This is a genomic window from Prosthecobacter sp. (assembly GCF_044222345.1).
Classification (GTDB): Bacteria; Verrucomicrobiota; Verrucomicrobiia; order Verrucomicrobiales; family Verrucomicrobiaceae; genus Prosthecobacter.
Genome location: NZ_JBGANL010000155.1, coordinates 1 through 2,684, shown reverse-complemented (window position 1 = coordinate 2,684; position 2,684 = coordinate 1). Strand labels below are relative to the sequence as shown.

Below are 2,684 nucleotides of genomic sequence, written 5' to 3'. Positions count from 1 at the left end.
CGCCGGGCTGCTGCGGGGTCATCCCTGTCCCGGAGACGCTTTCTAAAGGCACCTTTTACGCCGCTGTTTTGTGCGTTCCACGCTTCTGTTCCACGCCGCTAAGCGGAGCGGAGTGAGAGACCTGCGAAGAGAGGTGCCCAGGCTACTGCCGGGCATTTAAGGTAATGCCCATTCTGCCATTTATGGAGATACGCGCGAACAAGCAGCGCAAGTGACAGACAACGCAAGCCCAAGTCAAAGCTGGGGCAAAATCCTAGCGCGCAGGGGGGCTTCATAGGTTAATCATGATCATTACACTTTCCTTAATTGCCAAGAAAACGGAGTAAGGGTAAGCTCTGTGTTTGCTGGCAGAATGTTCAGAATTGGCGGTTCCACGACGGTCGCTTTCACGATTCCTGCCAGGAAATAGAGCAGGGAATGGCAGCACATTTGGAGAAATCGAATATAATCGAATATAATCTTATATTACTCCATACAATCGCTTATGGTTCTGCTATGAGGTTTTTTCATGTCCGCTGCCCATCGCTACGATCTTCGTCTGCAAACCCTTTCGCCTGCCTTGTTGTTCACCATTGGTCAGATTGATGAACACAAGGGACGCTGGGCTGCCGGCGGTCAGTTGAATCCCCAACTTCTGGCCCGGCTCAAACGCTCCGTGCTGGTTACTTCGACGGGAGCTTCGACACGCATTGAGGGCGCGCGACTCAGTGATGAAGAAATTGAGAAGATGATGCGTGGGCTTTCGATTCAGAAGTTCGCGGAACGGGATCAGCAGGAAGTGAATGGCTATTTTGAATTGCTCAGGAATGTTTTTGACAGTTGGGCTACGCTCTCCTTCACCGAAAGCACCATCCGCCATTTTCATCAGGAGTTGCTGAAGTACGTCGAGCAGGATGTGCTGCATCGAGGGGATTACAAGCGCAATGAAAATCGGGTGCTGATGGTAGATGCTGCCGGGGAGTCCATCGGCGTGCTGTTTGAAACGACCCCGGCCTGGCAGACGCCGAGTGCGATGAGCGAACTGGTGACGTGGACGCAAGGGGCGTTGGCGGCGCAGCAATATCATCCGTTGTTGGTGATCGGGCATTTCCTGGTGGAGTTTCTGGCGATCCATCCGTTTCAGGATGGTAATGGGCGGTTGTCACGTATTCTGACGAATTTTTTACTGCTGAAAAGCGGGTACCTGTACACGCCGTATGTGTCGCACGAAAAGCTGATCGAGGACAACAAGCCGGATTACTACCTGGCGCTGCGCACGAGTCAGAAAACCTTTCAGACGGAGAGCGAGGACATCCAGCCGTGGCTAGCGTTTTTCTGTCAGGTGTTGTTGGTGCAGGCGCGGCAGGCGGTGGCACTGTTGACGAATGAGTACCTGGAGAAAACCCTGTCGCGGCATCAATGGACAATCTGGCAGTATTTGCAGCAGGTGCAGGAAGCGACGCCACAGGAGATTGCTACGGCCACCGGCATTGCGCGCCCGACGGTGACGCAGGCGCTGAACCGTCTCTTACAGTTGCAGCGAATTGAGCGATTGGGGCAGGGGCGGGGCGTGCGCTATCGCGTGCAGGAGTCATGATGGAAACCACCACCCAACAATTTCCTGAAAAGCATCTGCTGCCCTTTTACGAGCGGTCGAATTCGCAGCAAACGCGGCGGGCGTACAAGCGCGTGGTGCGGGAATTCTTTCGCCAATTCCAATGGCGACATCCGAATCAGATCACCAGTGAACAAATTCGGGGCTGGCGCGACCAAATGACAAAGGCGCGGCGCAAACCGGCCACGGTGTCCTTCAAGCTGGCCGTCGTGCGCTCCCTCTACGAATATCTGCGCGAGGAGGGATTCGTGACGCTGAATCCAGCGACGGTGCATAAGGTGCCGCCACCGGTGGTATCAGAAGAATTGCGGGGTCGCGCACTGACTGTTGAGGAAGTGCGGTTGTTGCTGGCCGGCCCGGATCGGAGCAAGGTGGAAGGGGCGCGGGATTATGCGCTGCTGCTTTTGCTGGTGCGCACGAGCATGCGCATTGGCGAGGCGTGTGGCTTGCAGCAATCGTCGCTGGTGTGGAGTCACGGCAGGTGGTTGCTGCGGTTTCGCGTCAAAGGGGGCAGGGAACGCAAGCTACCGATCCCGAAAGAAGTGAAAACCGCCCTTGATGAGTATTTGAAGCTGGATCGGAAGCGGCGGGGTTTACAGCATACCGACCATCCAGAGAGTGCCATCTTCCAACCCCTAGTGAACTATCGCACGCTCGAATACGACAAGCCGCTCTCGACGACGCAGGCTTGGAAGATCGTGCGCAAATGGGCGGAGTTCACCGGCATTGGCAAATTGTCGCCCCACGATCTGCGGCGCACGGCGATTACACGCGCGTTGGATCAAGGTTTGTCCTATCGGCAGGTGCGGATGATGAGTGGACACAAGAGCGTGGAGATGGTGGTGCGCTATGATCATCAGCGCGAGAAACTCGAATACAATGCCGTAAACTTTCTGGTGTATGAGGAACAGCCGACTGAAAAGTGAAACCGTCGTTTGCATCGCTAAATAGGGTAAAACCCAACAAAGGGACGAAAAGTCCCACGGGATTTTCGCCAACTCCTTATCCCCATTGGAGTTTGGGCTAATTTAACCCTCCTGTTTTTCTCCCTGCTTGAAGCTCAGAATTTTGGGCAAGTCCAAACCTACCG

General features: G+C 54.9%; 2 protein-coding genes. Both read left to right on the top strand.

Features of this window, described 5'->3' with window-relative positions; all coding sequences use genetic code 11:
* Window positions 1–508 precede the first annotated feature (508 nt).
* Entirely contained in the window at window positions 509–1,576 is a 1,068-nt protein-coding gene (locus ACILSL_RS27540; RefSeq protein ID WP_395735276.1) for a Fic family protein, read from the top strand.
* Entirely contained in the window at window positions 1,573–2,520 is a 948-nt protein-coding gene (locus ACILSL_RS27535) for a tyrosine-type recombinase/integrase (RefSeq protein WP_395735275.1), read from the top strand. The genes ACILSL_RS27540 and ACILSL_RS27535 overlap by 4 nt, the downstream gene beginning before the upstream one ends.
* Window positions 2,521–2,684 lie beyond the last annotated feature (164 nt).